General features: G+C 52.2%; 12 protein-coding genes. 1 reads left to right on the top strand and 11 read right to left on the bottom strand.

The window, feature by feature from the left end:
* Window positions 1-152: 152 nt before the first annotated feature.
* Window positions 153-2,075, bottom strand: coding sequence for an ATP-binding cassette domain-containing protein (locus tag HMPREF3066_RS09940; RefSeq protein WP_060975708.1), 1,923 nt, complete (start codon window positions 2,073-2,075; stop codon window positions 153-155).
* 25 nt (window positions 2,076-2,100) lie between these two features.
* Between HMPREF3066_RS09940 and HMPREF3066_RS13200 the strand changes: the two genes are divergently transcribed.
* Window positions 2,101-2,259 carry a hypothetical protein gene (locus HMPREF3066_RS13200; RefSeq protein WP_168160672.1) on the top strand — a complete coding sequence of 53 codons (159 nt, stop codon included), beginning with the start codon at window positions 2,101-2,103 and terminating at the stop codon, window positions 2,257-2,259.
* 9 nt (window positions 2,260-2,268) lie between these two features.
* On the opposite strand, the gene HMPREF3066_RS09945 is transcribed toward HMPREF3066_RS13200, so the two are convergent.
* The 10 genes from HMPREF3066_RS09945 to HMPREF3066_RS09995 all read right to left on the bottom strand — a co-directional run bounded on the left by HMPREF3066_RS09945 (window position 2,269) and on the right by HMPREF3066_RS09995 (window position 15,787).
* Window positions 2,269-3,036 carry an amino acid ABC transporter ATP-binding protein gene (locus HMPREF3066_RS09945; protein ID WP_070442627.1) on the bottom strand — a complete coding sequence of 256 codons (768 nt, stop codon included), beginning with the start codon at window positions 3,034-3,036 and terminating at the stop codon, window positions 2,269-2,271.
* Window positions 3,037-3,045: 9 nt separating this feature from the next.
* Window positions 3,046-3,762 carry an amino acid ABC transporter permease gene (locus tag HMPREF3066_RS09950; RefSeq protein ID WP_003765700.1) on the bottom strand — a complete coding sequence of 239 codons (717 nt, stop codon included), beginning with the start codon at window positions 3,760-3,762 and terminating at the stop codon, window positions 3,046-3,048.
* Window positions 3,752-4,576 (bottom strand): amino acid ABC transporter substrate-binding protein, encoded by an 825-nt coding sequence (locus HMPREF3066_RS09955; RefSeq protein WP_003765704.1) that lies wholly within the window; start codon window positions 4,574-4,576, stop codon window positions 3,752-3,754. Before HMPREF3066_RS09955 ends, HMPREF3066_RS09950 begins: the two co-directional genes overlap by 11 nt.
* 337 nt (window positions 4,577-4,913) lie before the next feature.
* Window positions 4,914-6,023: an SGNH/GDSL hydrolase family protein gene (locus tag HMPREF3066_RS09960; RefSeq protein ID WP_060975709.1), complete on the bottom strand. Its 1,110-nt coding sequence runs from the start codon at window positions 6,021-6,023 to the stop codon at window positions 4,914-4,916.
* A gap of 113 nt (window positions 6,024-6,136) precedes the next feature.
* On the bottom strand, window positions 6,137-7,213 hold the full coding sequence (patB, locus tag HMPREF3066_RS09965) for a peptidoglycan O-acetyltransferase PatB (RefSeq protein WP_049226060.1): 1,077 nt from the start codon (window positions 7,211-7,213) through the stop codon (window positions 6,137-6,139).
* Between the two features lie 15 nt (window positions 7,214-7,228).
* A complete protein-coding gene (locus HMPREF3066_RS09970) occupies window positions 7,229-8,665 on the bottom strand; it encodes an MBOAT family O-acyltransferase (protein ID WP_070442631.1) in 1,437 nt (478 codons plus the stop codon).
* 330 nt (window positions 8,666-8,995) lie between these two features.
* Window positions 8,996-11,476, bottom strand: a complete 2,481-nt coding sequence (locus HMPREF3066_RS09975; protein WP_070442635.1) for a glycogen/starch/alpha-glucan phosphorylase — start codon at window positions 11,474-11,476, stop codon at window positions 8,996-8,998.
* A gap of 204 nt (window positions 11,477-11,680) precedes the next feature.
* Entirely contained in the window at window positions 11,681-13,681 is a 2,001-nt protein-coding gene (glgX, locus tag HMPREF3066_RS09980; protein WP_060975712.1) for a glycogen debranching protein GlgX, read from the bottom strand.
* 358 nt (window positions 13,682-14,039) lie between these two features.
* Complete coding sequence (locus HMPREF3066_RS09990) at window positions 14,040-15,095, bottom strand: HlyD family secretion protein (protein ID WP_060975111.1); 1,056 nt, start codon at window positions 15,093-15,095, stop codon at window positions 14,040-14,042.
* 20 nt (window positions 15,096-15,115) lie between these two features.
* Window positions 15,116-15,787 carry a TetR/AcrR family transcriptional regulator gene (locus HMPREF3066_RS09995; protein ID WP_070442638.1) on the bottom strand — a complete coding sequence of 224 codons (672 nt, stop codon included), beginning with the start codon at window positions 15,785-15,787 and terminating at the stop codon, window positions 15,116-15,118.
* Window positions 15,788-15,944: the final 157 nt, after the last annotated feature.

Below are 15,944 nucleotides of genomic sequence, written 5' to 3' on the forward strand. Positions count from 1 at the left end.
TCCGTACTATCTGTACTGTCTGCGGCTTCGTCACCTTGTACTGATTTAAATTTAATCCACTATATACAGTCCGACGGTCTGAAATGACCATGCCGAACTGTATTTTTTGGCGGCTTCTGAAGGCAAGTACGGAAACCATCGCAGCGAAGTATTTATAGTTGTGTAAATTCTGCGTCGATTTCCGTCAGGATTTGCTCTAGCTCTTCCTGCCACAAAAGCCAGTTTTCTTCTATTTGTGTTAATTTTACTTTAATTTCTGTTAATTGTGCGAGGGTTTGTTGTAATTTTGTTTTATTTTCGTCCGAATAGGCTTCCTCTTGTGCCAAAAATGTTTCACATGCCGTTTGAATTTCGGAAAGCTGCGCCATTTCTTTTTCGGCTTTGTCGATTTTCTGCTGTATCGGCTTGCCGCGTCGGGCTTTTTCTTGACGGATTTGTGCTTCGATACGCTTGGTGTCTTTGCGGTTTTGGCTTTGTGCGGAAGCGGCAGGTGCGGCGGTGGCGTTTTCCTGCGCCAACCTCCATTGACGATAATCGTTTAAATCGCCGTCAAAGTTTTTCAGACGACCTTTGTCAATCAGGAGGAAGCTGTCGGTAGTGGCTTCAAGCAGGCTGCGGTCGTGTGATACGACGATTAAGGCACCTTGGAAACTTTGCAGCGCGAGCGTCAGAGCGTGGCGCATATCCAAGTCCAAATGGTTGGTCGGCTCGTCAAGCAGCAGCAAATTCGGTTTTTGCCAGATAATCATGGCAAGGGCGAGGCGGGCTTTTTCTCCACCGGAAAAAGGTTCGGTTTTCTGCAACGCCATATCGCCGACAAAGTTGAAGCCGCCGAGGAAATTTCGGATTTCTTGTTCGCGCACTTCGGGAGAAAGCTGCTGAATGTGCCAAACAGGGCTTTGGTCGGCGCGGATGGTATCGAGCTGGTGTTGGGCAAAATAGCCGATATTGAGTTTTTCGGAACGGACGATGCTGCCGGAGAGCAAATTGATTTTTCCTGCCAACGCTTTGATAAACGTAGATTTACCGCTGCCGTTGACACCCAATAGCCCGTAACGTGCGCCGCTCTCCAGCGATAGGGTAATGTCGTGCAGGACGGTTTTGCCTTCGTAACCCAAATCAGCGTGTTCCAACTTCAGCAAGGGATTGGGCAGATGGTCGGGATTGTAAAACTCAAAGGAAAACTCGCTGTCCAAATGCGCGGGAGCGATGCGCTCGAGCTTCGCCAACGCCTTCATTCGGCTTTGCGCTTGAACGGCTTTGGTGGCTTTGGCTTTGAAGCGGTCGATAAAGGATTGCAGATGTTTGATTTGCGCCTGCTGTTTGACATAGGCGGCTTGTTGCTGCGCCAGGCGTTGCGCGCGTTCGTTTTGGTAAAAATCGTAATTGCCGCCGTATTGCGTGAGCTTTTGCTGGGACAATTCAATGGTTTGGGTGGTGGCCGCATTGAGGAAATCACGGTCGTGGGAAATGATGATTTGCGTGCAGGGTAAAGAGGCAAGGTGGTTTTCCAGCCACAAGACGGTTTCCAGATCCAAGTGGTTGGTCGGTTCGTCGAGCAAGAGCAAATCGGCGCGGCAAATCAGGGCTTGCGCAAGATTCAGGCGCATACGCCAGCCGCCGGAAAAGGATTTAACGGGACGGCTGTGTTCTTCTTGCGAAAAACCCAGTCCGTTCAACAATTTCGCTGCACGGGCCGGCGCGGTATAAGCGTCGATTTCCTCCAATTTGGCATGGTATTCCGCCTGCTTCATGCCGTCATTTTGCGCTTCCGCCTGCGCCAAGGTCGTCTGAAAAGCCTGCAACTCGGCATCGCCCTGCAAAACGTAGTCCAACGCGGAGATGTCCAAGTCGGGTGTTTCTTGGGAAACGGAAGCCATCCGCCAATTTTTCGGAATCGAGATATCGCCGCCGTCCTGAGTGATTTCACCCTTGATTAAGGCAAACAGGCTGGATTTGCCCGTCCCGTTTTTACCGATCAAACCGACGCGCTGACCGGGATTGACGGTGGCGTTGGCTTTGTCGAGCAGGACTTTCAAACCGCGTTGCAGGGTGAGGTTTTTGATTTCAATCATGATGTAATAATGGACGGGCGGAAAAATGGGAAAGGCGGTATTTTATAGCGAAAACAGCGTGATGTCGCCGTTCGTTGATGCCGTAGTGTTTCAATGTGAATCCATAGTGAAAAAAGGTCGTCTGAAAACGGCGGATGTTTTAGCAAAACCCGCTATATCCGTTTTCAGACGACCTTTGATGTAACGAAACGGCTTAATGTCGATAATCTGCCGAATCCTTACGGATTTGTTGCAGAAATTTCCGCGTGCGCTCATGTTTAGGGTGGTCGAACAACTCTTTCGGACTGCCCTGCTCTACGATGACGCCGCCGTCCATGACGACGACGGTAGTGGCAACTTCCAGCGCAAACTTGATTTCGTGGGTCACGACAACCATCGTCCAGCCTTCCTGCGCCAATTCCTTCATGGCGTTCAATACGTCTTGCACCAATTCGGGATCCAGCGCGGAAGTGGGTTCGTCAAACAACATCAGCTCGGGCTGAATCGCCAATGCGCGGGCGATACCGACGCGCTGTTGCTGACCGCCGGAAAGCTGGTAGGGATAAAGGTTAACCTTGTCGCCCAAGCCGACTTTTTCCAGCAATTTCAAAGCTTCTTCGCGCGCTTGGGCGGCAGGCTTGCCTTGTACGGCAACCGGACCTTCCATTACGTTTTCCAACGCGGTTTTGTGCGGGAAGAGATTGTATTGTTGGAACACCATGCCGGATTTGCGGCGCAGCGCCAAGATGTCATGCTTCGATGGTTTTTTAGAAAAATCGATTTTCAGCGGTCGCTCGTTGTCGAACTCGATTTGTCCGTCTTCGGGCATTTCCAGCGCGTTTAAGCAGCGCAGAAACGTCGTTTTACCCGAACCGGAAGGCCCGAGGATGACGACCACCTGCCCTTTGCCCACATCCAAATCGATGCCGCGCAAAATGGTGTTTTCGCCGAAGGTTTTGCGGATATTGCGGATTTTAATCATGGCTTCCCCTTATTTGGCGACATAGCGGTCGAAGCGTTTTTCCAGGCGCGCCTGAATCAGGAACAGCACTTTGCAGAAACACCAGTAAACCAAAGCGGCTTCGATATAGACGGGCAGGAAGTCGTAGGTACGGTTTGCCGTTTCCTGCGCGACGCGGAACAGTTCCGTTACCGTTACCACCGCCGCGAGCGAGGTGTTTTTGAACAAGCCGATAAACTCGTTGCTCAAAGGCGGCACGGCGACGCGGAATGCCTGCGGCGCGACGATGCGGCGAAAAGTCTGCATATAGGTCATGCCGATGGAGAAACCTGCCTCCCACTGCCCTTTAGGCACGGACAAAATCGCTGCACGTATGGTTTCGGAAGCATATGCGCCGACATTGAGCGAGAAACCGATGATGGCGGCGGGAATCGGATCAATGAAAATACCGACGGACGGCAGTCCGTAAAACACAATCACAAGCTGCACCAACAGCGGCGTCCCCCTGATGATGGAAATATAAGTTTCCACCAGTTTCAGCAGGATTTTCCGTACAATGCCGCCCGAAGGCATAATCCGCACCAAAGCCACGGCGATGGCAATCACCATCCCGATCAGGAACGACGCCACCGCCAACGGCAGCGACACCATAAAACCGGCTTTGACCATAGGCAAAAACGCGCTGACAATCATGTCGGCGCGTGTTTCCGTCATAAACGGCAGCGAAGCAAGAAAATTATTTAACACTGATGTCTTTTCCGAAGAATTGTTCACCCAGTTTTTTCAGCGTGCCGTCAGCTTTCAGCTCGTTGATTGCCGTGCTGAATTTCGCTACGACTTCATCATTGCCTTTATTGACAATCAAGCCGGAACCGACTTTTTCATCGGCAGGAGCAGACCAAACGATTTTCACGCCCGCATTCGGGTTTTTCTTCAGATAGTCTAAAACTGCCAACTCATCGTTCAAAGTCGCATCGGCGCGTTTTTGTTCAATCAGGGTCAGCGATTGCGCCAAACCGTCCACTGGTACGAGTTCCGCTCCTGCCGCTTTGGCTTTTTCGCCGTAATTGCTGGTCAGGGATTGCGCAGTTTTGACGCCTTTGATGTCGTCAATGGATTTGATGTTGCTGTCTTTGCGCGCAACCAAGACCGCACCGCTCCAGCTATACGGCTCGGATTTGTCGAATGTCGCTTGGCGTTCGGGGCTGGTCAAACCGACTTGGTTTGCCACCACGTCGAAACGTCCCGCTTTCAAACCCGCCATCATCGAATCCCATTGCGTTTCTTTAAATTCGACTTTCACGCCCAGTTTGTCGGCAACGGCGCGGGTAACTTCCACATCGTAGCCGGTCAGCTTGCCGTCTTTGTCGTGGTAGGTAAACGGCGCGTAAGTGCCTTCGGTACCGACGGTAATCGTACCTTTATTGTTGATACGCTCGATTAAAGAACCGGAAGCGTTGGCAGATTGGGCGGGAGCAGAAGAAGACGCGCTGCCGCCCTCTCCGCCGCAGGCTGCCAAAACCAATGCGGTCATGCCGCCGAGTACGAATTTTTTCAACATAATCCTCTCCTGAAGAAAAAGTGTGCAAGAGCCGCATTCTAAGTGAAATTGCGGCAAACACAAAGAATACTTTTTTATATTGCTTATTCCGAAACGGATAAAGGAAGCCGTAAAACCTCCATCCATCAAGCAAAGGTCGTCTGAAAATGTGAATAAGCCCCTTTTCCCACTTTCAGACGACCCTCTTTATCGTCCGCATCATGATTCGGCTTGATATTTAAGATTCAAAGGGAGCTGCGTTCTGTTTTGCCTGCGCTTTGCAACCTTAAACGAAAGCGTAGAGATAACCCGAACATAGCAAAAGGTCGTCTGAAAATTTTCAGACGACCTTTATTGTTTAATCCGCCATTTGTATCAAGCTGTCGGCGAGGCGGTCGGCGGCTTGGCGGTAGCCTTTGCCTGAGAAGTGGACGCCGTCTTTAGCGGCGAGGCCTTGGCTCATCCAGCTTTTCATGCTGCATTCGCCGCCCATCGCGTTCTGCCACGACCAATACATGATTTTTTCATCGCGGGCAATGCGTTGCTGCATTTGTTGGATGCTGCTTAAGGTGGCGGGGCGTGTGCCGCAGCTTCCTGAAGTGCTTTTCAGAGATTCGGGCGCGCCGAGAATCAGGATGCCTGCGTCGGGCAGGCTTTGTTTGATTTGGCGGATGTAGCTGCGCCAGCTTTGTTCGGTGGCTGTAATGTCCAAATCGCGGGCGAAGGCTTCGTTGGTGCCGTAGGCGATGATAACGAGGTCGGCGCGGGTTTGGGCAAGGTCATCCTGCCAAGAGGGACGCCATTTGGACCAGTGGGTCAGTTGCGCGCCGTTGATGCCGAGTGCGGAAACAGTTACGCCGCGTCCAGGATTTTCGATATTGATGTAGCCGATGTCCCAAGGCATGGAGCTGCTGAGGGTCAGGGGCAGGCGGCCGTTGCTGCGGATGATTTGCCAGCCGCTGCTTCCGGCGGGAACTTCGCGTCCGTTGAATGACAGGGTTTGTTCGGGCAGGACGGGTTTGGCGAAGACGGAAATCTGCTTCTCGCCGCTGCTGCCGTCTTTGGCGCTGATGGTAACGCTGCTGCCGTTGGCTTTGGCGATGATGCCGCCTAAGGGGAAGTCGTCTGAAACGCTGCGGCTGCTGACGGTTTGCCATGAGCCGTCATAGCGGACGGCTGCGCTGCGCTGTCCTTTGACGCTCGAAGGATAAACCCAGCCTATGCCGCCGTCGCCCCATTTTTGTTGGAGGCGCAGGCGCAGTTGTTCGGTGAAAAGGTCGCCGGCGGTGTGTGAATCGCCGATTTGAAGGATGCGGAATTTGCCGTCCGAGCTGCGGTCGAGTTTTTTGAGCTTGGAGAGCCATGTGGGACGGCTGCTGCCGTAGTTTTCCAGCAGCATATCGGCGGCGGGGGCAGCGGCAGACAGGCACAATGCGGTAAGGGATACGGACAGGGTTTTGATGTTCATGAGTTTCCTGTGTGTGGTTTCAGACGACGTCTTTTGACGCGGCGGAGGGCTATTGTAACGAAAAAGACGGCATTGGATAAACTAAACGCCGTCCTTTTGCTGCCGATACGGGCTTAACGTGCGGATAATTGTTCCGTGCGTTCTTCGCCGTTCATTTCAGGGGTCGTCTGAAAAACGATTTTCTCCATGATTTTATCCGCGAGCAGTTTTTGTCCTTCAGCAGAGAAGTGGATGCCGTCTTTGCTGCGGTAGCGGATGATTTTTCCATTGATGTTGACGGAGTCGGCGTAGGTGTCCGAGCCGTTGCTGAGGAGTTTGTCGGTCGGTATCCACAGGGCTTTTGGACTGATCTCGTCTGCTAAAAGTTTGTCGAGATATCGCATTTGCTTGTTAAGTTTTGCCTGTTTCATATAAGGGATGCCCATCCAAATGACTTGCACATGGTGTTGTTCGGCGGCGGCCAGGATGCGGTTGACGCGGCTGAGGTATTCTTCCGACCATTCGGGCGAGGCGAATTTCAGGTATTTTTTGCCTTTCGGGAAGTCCCACGGGTCGTTGGGGCCGAGGAAAACGACCAGAAGGCGGATGTCGGTTTGTTGTTTCAGCGTTTGCTCAATGGTGTTCGGCCAGTCGAAAAACTTGGGATAGGACAATCCGGTGCTTTGTTTGCTTAGGTTCACCGACTGGATGCCGTATTGTTTTTTCAAGCTTCTTTCAACAAAAGGTGCAACGCCCTGCATCATCGAGTCGCCGGCAAAAAAGACTTTGTCGCCTTGTCCGAGAACGATATTGGCAGGTGGGGTAATGGGGAGACGATGTGCTTCGGGTTGTCCGCCGTTTTGTGCCGTTTGGGGTTGACGTCCGTCGGCGGGACGGTTTTTTTCGTGCGGTTCGGACGCATTAAGCTGCGCATTTTGTTCAGACGACCCGTCGTTTTCAGCAATTTGAGGTTCCGGTTCGGCAATCACAGGCTGTCCTGCCAAACGTGCTTTGAGGTCGTCTGAAAAGGCGTATGCGTCTTGTTGCAGCTTCGCGCCCGTGCGCCACCATTCGTATTCGGACAAAGGCTCCAGCGGCGAAGCCTGATGATAGGTTTGCTGCCAATAGGCATTGATGGAATCTTGACTGAACCACGCCGCGCCAAAGGCGCAAACCAAAAGGGAGGCAAACAGGGAAATAAAACGTTTCATATTCTGATTGTCCTTTTAAAAATCGGCGTAAATAAAGCCCGGGATGCCCGACGGCGCCAATACGATAATCAACACCAACACCAGCGTCAGCGGTATAAACCACAGCCACATCGGCATTTTTTCCAATGCCGCCACTGCGCCGTCAAACAGGCGAAGCAAATACGGGTAGAGCAAAATCATCAGGCCAAACGCGGCAAGCAGCAGGACATCCGCCTGCTTCGGCGCGGCCCAACCTGCTTCGTTGGCAAATAAGGCATCAAATACCATCTGCGTATCGGCGAGGCTGCCGGTGTTGAACACGACGAAAGTGAAGCAGACGAAATGGAAAGTGACGAACCAGGCAAGCGGACGCAAGATTTTCAGACGACGTGAGCCGTCCCGACCGAAGATTTTGTCGCCGCAGTTAAGCAAAATTAATGCCACGCCGTGCAGCGCGCCCCACAGCAGGAAATTCCAGCCGTAGCCGTGCCAAACGCCCGACAACACCATCGCCAGCAGCAAGTTGAACTGCGTCAGGACGAAGCCGTGTTTGTTGCCGCCCAAAGGAATATAAATATAGTCGCGTATCCAAGTGGAAAGGCTGATGTGCCAACGGTTCCAGAAGTCGCGGATATTGAACGCGCGCAGCGGTGCGGCAAAGTTTTTCGGCAGGCGGAAACCGAGCAGCATCGCCATCCCGATTACCAAATCCGAATAGCCTGAAAAATCGAAGAAAAGCTGGAAAGTATAGCCGTACACCCCCGACAACACGCCCCAGCCGTCAAACTGGGCGGGATTCTCGAAAACGGGCGATACCCAGCCGTCTCCCAGCGCACCCGCCAGCCACCATTTTTTAGCAATACCCAGCAAAATCAAGCACACCGACAGCGCAGGGCGGACCAATGCGCGCGGTTCGGCAGTCCGAATCTGTTCCAAAGCCCCCGCCTGTTCGCCGTCTATGCTTTTAAACGCCGCCGCACGGATAATCGGTCCGGAAGTAATGGTCGGGAAGAAGCTCAAATGCAGCAGCAACTCATGCCACGTAAAGCGGTCGCCCATCGGATGGCGGCAGCAGTACACCAAATAAGCCAAAGATTGAAACGTGTAATAAGACAGCCCCAAAGGCATCAGGATATCGACAATCTCGCTCTGCCCCGTGTATTGGCGGATAAACGGGCGGAAAAAGTCGAAATATTTGAAGAAACACAATACTGCCAAAGCAGCCGCTACGCCGAAGCCCAGCCAGAATTTCCGCACGTTTTCCTTTTCAGACGACATCAAAAGACCGAGCAGATGCACGCAGGACGAATAGCAGGCAATTATGGCGGCAAAGATGGGATTCAAGTGATACAGCCAACCCATACCCGCCAGCAGAAGCAAAACATTCTGCACCGACGGCATACGGAAAAATGCCCAATAAAGAGGCAGAAAAGCAATAAAAAATACTGCGAATTCAATCGACAGCAACGGCATAAATGTTCCTTGAAATTTTTATTGTTCGGATAATTCGAAATATAGGTTTAGCAGTTTAAACCAAAACTGCGTATTGTAAATAAGTGTTTGAATTTATACAACTAACGTTAATCCAAAAAAATAGCCGTTCGTCAAAAGAGTGGACAAATCAAGGCTTTTGGGATAACACATCAATTTATTTATAATTATTTTATATCTAAATACCTATCCTCACCTATCCTCCTGGAAAAGAATAATATTATGAGCCTCTCTTAAAATATTACACAATAAAAAACAGCCGATATTTTCCCATATCGGCTGTTCCTGTTTACTGCTTAATCGATATCCACTTTATTGGTGTTTAGGCAGCTCTTTCAAAGTCAGCGGCTTGATGTACCAAATATCGCGGCAGTAGTCGGCGATGGAACGGTCGGACGAGAAGAAGCCCATATTGGCGATGTTGATCAACGCGGATCTACGCCATGCGGCAACATTGCGGTAGTGTTCGTCCGCTTTGTATTGCGTGTCAATGTAGCTGCGGAAATCCGCCATCAGTTGATAGAAATCGCCGTAAGGTTGCAGGACGTCGTTGTAGCGGTTCGGCTCTTCGGGGGAGAACGTGCCGCTGCTGATTTGGTTGACGACGCGGCGCAGGTCGTGATCGCGTTCGATGTAGCCCAGCGGGTCGTAGCCGTTGCGGCGGAGTTCTTCCACTTGTTCAACGGTGTTGCCGAAGATAAAGCAGTTGTCCGCGCCGACTTTTTCCAGAATTTCAACGTTCGCGCCGTCCAGCGTACCCATACAGAGCGCACCATTGAGGGCGAACTTCATGTTGCTGGTGCCGGATGCCTCTGTGCCTGCCAATGAGATTTGTTCGTGCAAATCGGCGGCGGGGATGATGATTTGGGCGAGGCTGACGCTGTAATTCGGGATATAGACGACTTTAATCAGGTCGCGGATGCGTTCGTCGTTGTTGATGGTTTTCGCTACGTCGTTAATCAGGCGGATGATTTTTTTCGCCATGTAGTAGGCGGATGCGGCTTTACCGGCAAAGATGAAAACGCGCGGCTGCCAGTCGAAATCTGGGTTTTCCAAGATTTTGTTGTAGCGGTCGACGATGTGCATCACGTTCAACGCCTGACGTTTGTATTCGTGGATGCGTTTGATTTGAATGTCAAACAGCGCGTCCGTGTTAACCTTGATGCCCAATTCGGTTTCGATGTATTTGGCGAGGCGTTCTTTGGCGGCTTTTTTCACTGCGCCGAATTCTGCCTGCACGCTTGCATCGTCAACTTTTTCGTTGAGCTTGGTCAGATTGTCCAAATGCAGGCGCCAGTCTTGTTCGCCCAAGTGTTTGTCGAGGAAACGGGTCAGCTCGGGGTTGGCGATGTTGATCCAGCGGCGTGGGGTTACGCCGTTGGTTACGTTGGTGAAGCGTTCTGGGAACACTTTGGCAAAGTCGGCGAAGATGGAAGTGGTCATCAGGTCGGAGTGGATTTTCGCCACGCCGTTGACTTTGTGCGAACCGATGACTGCCAGCCATGCCATGCGGACACGGCGGCCGTTGTTCTCATCGATGATGGACACGCGGCGGACGAAGTCGTCGTCGAAGTTGCCGATGGCGCGCAGGGCGTTCAAGAAGTAGGCGTTGATTTCAAAGATGATGTCCAAATGGCGCGGCAGCAGGCGCCCCATCAAATCGACCGGCCAAGTTTCCAAGGCTTCACTCATCAGGGTGTGGTTGGTGTAAGAGAAAATCTTACAACACATATTCCATGCTTCGGTCCATGCAATGCCTTCTTCGTCAATCAGGATGCGCATCAGCTCGGGAATCGCCAGCACGGGGTGGGTATCGTTCAGGTGGATGGCGACTTTATCGGCTAGGTTTTTGATGCTGGGGAAACGGCATTTGTGGCGCGCCACGATGTCTTGTACGGATGCGGAAACCAGGAAATATTCCTGTTTCAGGCGCAGTTCGCGGCCGCTGTCGGTGGAGTCGTTCGGATAGAGGACGCGCGAGATGTTTTCATCGCTGTTTTGCGCACGGACGGCGGAAGCGTAATCGCCGCGGTTGAAGTCTGCCAAATCGAAGCGGTTGCCGGCGTGAGCCGTCCACAGGCGCAACGGATTAGCAACGTCGCCGCCGTAGCCGGGAATGATTTCATCGTATGCCATCGCGGAAATTTCTTCGCTCGGATGCCATTCTTTTTTGTCACCCATATTGATGACCTGTCCGCCGAAGCTGACGGCGTATTGTTTGTTCGGACGGCCGATTTGCCATGCCAAATCTTGGTCGAGCCACAAATCGGGTTTTTCGACCTGCTGGCCGTCCACGATTTCTTGTTTGAACATACCGTATTGATAGCGTATGCCGTAGCCCATGGCAGGAATGCGCAAGGTGGCGAGCGAGTCGAGGAAGCAGGCGGCCAAGCGGCCCAAACCGCCGTTGCCCAAACCGGGGTCTTGTTCTTGTTCGCAGATGTCGGCGAACTCTTTACCCAATTGTTTGAACGCCTCTTCAAATTCGGCATACACGCCTTCGTTAATCAAAGCGTTGACGAAGGCGCGTCCCAATAGGAATTCCATGGAGAGGTAGTAAACCATGCGTTTGCCGTTGTCAATGTGGGCGCAGCGGGTTTTAAGGAAGTCTTCCGCAATCAGGTCGCGCGCGGCGAGCATGGCGGCGTTGAGCCATTGGTGTTCGGTCGCCTCTTTCGGATCGACGCCCAAAATGAAAATCAATTTATAGACGATGGACTTGCGGATGGTTTCGGCATCCGGTTTCGGCATGACATAATCAAAACCTGAAATGGGTTGTTTTTTCTTAGCCATGATAGCCTTTCTCTGTTGGGGATGGGATGATGAAGCGGGGAATTTGTATCTTTTGGCAGTCTGAGGTCGTCTGAAAAGCCGTATGCCTTTATGTTCCGTCAAGCAAAGTTAATCAGGTAAATTTATTACTCATCTTCGGCATTATAACCGAGGCAGTGTAAATAATAGGGTTTTCTTTTAAAAACATCCTATTAATGACATATGTCATATATTCGGCGATGTATTCTTACGCTGCAAAATCCAAATACCCATATGTTCGACTGTCAGCTTGCCGTCTGCATTGTAATTAAACTTCTCGGATGGTACGCAAGAAATCTGCCAACTTCCTTGAGGCAGGTTAAATATTTGTTGACTACGTTTGGCGTTGATCAACAGCAGCCATTCATCATCCAAAACGATCTGCATGGCTTTTGCGCCGCGGTTGTGCCAACAAAGCTCGCTCATCGGTTCGCCTTGAATATTGAGCCAGCGGACGCGCTCTTGTTTCCACCAGACATCATCGCCCAACAATTTGATTTCTTGGCGCAGGCGGATTAAATCGCGCGTATAGCCTTGCAACGCTTCGTCCGCCTGCTGCCAATCCAGCCAAGTAATCGGGTTGTCCTGACAATAGCTGTTGTTGTTGCCCTGTTGGCTGTTGCCGAACTCGTCACCCGCCAGCAGCATGGGTGTACCGTTGGCAAGGAACAGCGAGGCAAGCAAAGCTTTGACGGTGTAGGAACGGTCTTCCAAAATCGCCGCATCTTCGGTTTCGCCCTCGATGCCGTGGTTGTAGCTGATGTTTTCGTTATGCCCGTCGCGGTTGTCTTCGCCGTTGGCATGGTTGTGTTTTTCGTTGTAGCTGACCAAATCGCGCAGCGTAAAACCATCGTGTGCGGTGATGAAATTGATGCTGGCGGAAGGATGACGGCCGCTGTGGTTGAAAATATCAGACGACCCCGCCAGACGTTCGGCAAACGCACCTAAATTGCCGCTTTCCCACACCCAAAACGCGCGCATATCGTCGCGGAAACGTCCGTTCCACTCGGCAAAAGGCTGCGGGAAATTGCCCAAGTGATAGCCGCCTTCGCCGATGTCCCACGCCTCGACAATCAGTTTGCAGCGTGCCAACACGGGGTCTTGGTACACCACCTGAAAAAAGCGTCCGTAAGCCTGAAAATCCGGTTCGCGCCCCAATACCGTTCCCAAGTCGAAGCGGAAACCGTCTACATGAAACGCTTCCGCCCAATAGCGTAGGCTGTCCGCCGCCCAACGGGTTACGTCGCGGCGGACGATGTTCAACGTATTGCCGCAGCCCGACCAGTTTTCATAGCTGCCGTCGGGCTTCAACCAATACCACAAAGCATTGTCTATGCCGCGCTGGCAAAGCATCGGGCCTTTTTCGTCCTGCTCGGCGGTATGGTTGTACACAACATCCAAAATCACTTCCAAACCTGCTTGATGCAAGGCTTTGACCGCCTGCTTCAACTCTTCCGCTGCGCATTCGGCATCGGCGGCATAAGACGGCTCGACGGCAAAATGGGAATAAGTGTTGTAGCCCCAATAATTGCTCAAGCCCATTTTTTGCAGGTGGTATTCGTCCAAATGCTGGTGTACCGGCAGCAGCTCGACGGCGGTAACGCCCAAAGTTTTCAAATAATCAACCACGCGCGGATCGGTCAGCGCTTGATACGTTCCCGCGTGTTCCAAATCGGGGAATTGCTTGGTAAAGCCTTTCACATGGGCTTCGTACACTATCGTCCTGCCCCACGGATGGTTCGGGCGGCGGTCGTCGCCCCAATCGAAATCATCGTCGCCCACCACCACGCTTTTGGGTGCCACCGCCGCATTGTCCCGCCTGTCTTCCGGACGGAACCACGCCATTTCCTCATCGTCCCGATAACTCGGTTTGCCGTCGATTTTTTTGGAATACGGGTCAATCAACAATTTGTTCGGATTGAAACACGAGCCGCCCGGCGCATCAGCACGCCCGTAAACACGAAAACCATACCGCTGCCCTGCCCCGACCTCCGGCACAAAACCATAAAACACCGACCCGCGCCGCGAAGGCATTTCCAAACGGGTTTCCTTTCCCTTGTCAAAGAGGCACAGCTCGACTTTTTCGGCATGGATGGAAAACAGCGCAAAATTCGCCCCTTCCTCAGTCAGCGACACGCCCATCGGATAAGGCGCACCTTCTTCAATGCGCCATGTTTTGGTTTTCATTTTGTTTGTCCTGATTTGATGGAGACGCTTCGGGCTGCGCTTCCGGATAGATGTTCTTTTTATAGTGGATTAACTTTAAACCAGTACGGCGTTGCCTCGCCTTGGCCCAAAGAGAACGATTCTCTAAGGTGCTGAAGCACCAAGTGAATCGGTTCCGTACTATCTGTACTGTCTGCGGCTTCGTCGCCTTGTCCTGATTTAGATTTAATCCACTATAGTTTCCGTGTCTTTTTATCACTATATAGTGGTGATGCTTGAATGGAAAGAGGTCGTCTGAAAAGCAAAATCCCGTTTTCAGACGACCTCTTTTAGCCATAAACCTTTGTTTTAACTTGAGGCCGTCCGAATTTGAGCGCTATCAATTCGGCAACCTCACCGCCAACTCGGCAGGCCATGCTGCCTTGGCGTCGGTTTTTACGAAACCATTGCCCGTCAGCCCGCCTTTCAGCAGGCGGTTGTATTTCACCGCCGTTTCGCGCGGCACTTGCAATTTCACTTTAAACATCAGCTTCGCGCGTTCATCGACCGTTTCCACCGACTTGGGCGTAAACTGGGCGTCCGTCGCGATAAATTTGATTTTGGCGGGGAACACCGCGTCAATGCCGTCCAAACGGATACGCGCATCATCATTGACTTTCAGACGGCTCATGCTGTCGGTCGGCAGGAAAATATTCATCGAAACATCGGCAGGATCAAGCAGGCTGACCACTTTCGAACCCGCCGCGACCACGTTGCCTGCTTCCGCAATGGTGTATTCCACCCTGCCGGCTATCGGCGCGCGGATGTTCATATCATCGTTGGCGGATGTGGCCGATTTGACTGCCGCCCTCGCCTGTTCGACACCGGCGCGCGCTTCCGCTTGCGCGGCGGCACTTTGCGCTACCGTCGCCTGCGCTTCGTCCCGTGCCGCTTCGGCTGCTTTGACTGCTGCAACAGCGCGCTCATAATCTGCCTGACGCTTGGTAACTTCCGATTGCGACACCAGCTGGTCGGCAAGCAATTTACGGGCATTGTCCAGCTCCATTTTCGCCACGCGCAGCTGCTGCCTGTTCGCGTCCACATTCGCCTGCGCGCGCGCAACCGTCTGTTTCATCTGCGCTTCGGCAGCTTTGGCGCGCCCGACCGCCTCTTCTTGCCGCAATTCCGCCGCCCGCGCTTCTTCCAAACGGCTGTTGCTGGTTTCAGACGACAGTTCCGCCAGAATATCGCCCTCTTTCACGTCTGCGCCCTCTTCCACCAGTACCGCCTTCACCCGCCCCGGATACAGGCTGGCGACATCGATGCGGTTCAGTTCCAGCCGCCCGTTGGATTGCGCGATCCATGTCGGCAGGGTTTCTTTTTGGTTTTGAAGGACATACCACACACCGCCCGCAGCCAGCGCGACGGCAAGAGAAGCAATAACAGCTTTTTTCATGTTGCGTTACACCTTAATCGTCAAAACGGACGCGCCTTAGAGCGGTAATGCGGAAACAGCGCGGCAAACGCCCAATCTATCCTTTGGTGGATGGACGAATCGGTCAGCAAATCCTCATGCCGCCCGTTCATCTCATCGGTCAGTATCCCCAACATACGGTAGCGCGTGTTCATAATCATCGGCGAGATAACCGCGCCATTGAGGAACTCAAACTGATTCAACAATTCCAATTCCGACACACCCTCCCTACCGTTGCACTTCTTGATATGCCGGATCATCCCGTAGGCAAGCATCTTATGCTGCTTTTTCAACGCTTTGGTAATCAAATCCACGCCTTCTTCGCTGTCCAGCAGCATCCTGTGTATCCACGCCAAATGCTCGCGTATCGTTACCGCCAGCCGCCAGACAATCTGATACAGCCGCTCCGTATCTTCGATATTTTGGGCAAAATCGAACGACACCCGCCCCAAAGCCCGATTGCTGTACTCAATCAACATCGCCTTCACAAATTCGTCTTTATCGGCAAACATCCTGTTGAACGTTTCCAAATTCGAATTCAAATGCTCCGCGATCGCCTGCTCGGACAGCCGCTTGTAGCCGCATCTGGGATAAAAATGAATGCCTGCGGAAATAAATTGCGCACTGGTTACACCGTTCATTATCTTCACCTCATCTGCCTGTATTGTTGTCATAGGACAAATATCCAAGACCCAAATGAAACAAAAATCTTCTGAAATATCAGGCTGTCTGCGGACGCTGCCGTCAACCGTCAACGCATCATCCCAACCCTGCCCGATACAAATGCCAACCAACTCTTATTTTATAGTGGATTAACTTTAAATCAGGACA

It is taken from the genome of Neisseria sp. HMSC03D10, assembly GCF_001807625.1.
GTDB lineage: Bacteria > Pseudomonadota > Gammaproteobacteria > Burkholderiales > Neisseriaceae > Neisseria > Neisseria mucosa.